The organism is Burkholderia sp. SIMBA_051 (assembly GCF_046534915.1).
Classification (GTDB): Bacteria; Pseudomonadota; Gammaproteobacteria; order Burkholderiales; family Burkholderiaceae; genus Burkholderia; species Burkholderia ambifaria.
Map to the genome: position 1 here is coordinate 1 of NZ_JAWRXS010000420.1, position 263 is coordinate 263.

The following is a 263-nucleotide window of genomic DNA, read 5'->3' on the forward strand; positions in this document are numbered from 1 at the left end:
GTCGTTGACGGCCACCACGTCGCTGATGGTCGGATACTTCGGCTTCGCCGCCGTACCGATGTTCGTCAGCGGATAGGCAAACTGCGTGGTCTTGCCGCTGCGTAACTCAATCCTGACGATGCGCGTATACCCGCCGCTCGTGCCGCCGTCCTGAATCAGCGGGCTTTGCATCGCGCCGAACAGCGTCCTGCCGTCCGGCGAGATCGCGAGACCTTCCATGCCCTTGTTCGCCACGCGGCCCGAAGTGTTCTGCGAGATTTCGT

Annotated in this window: 1 protein-coding gene; it reads right to left on the bottom strand. The window is 62.7% G+C overall.

Annotated features, from left to right (window positions below; all coding sequences use genetic code 11):
* Positions 1–263, bottom strand: a 263-nt coding sequence (locus SB771_RS35115) for an esterase-like activity of phytase family protein (protein WP_410722059.1), incomplete at both ends; no start/stop codon positions are given.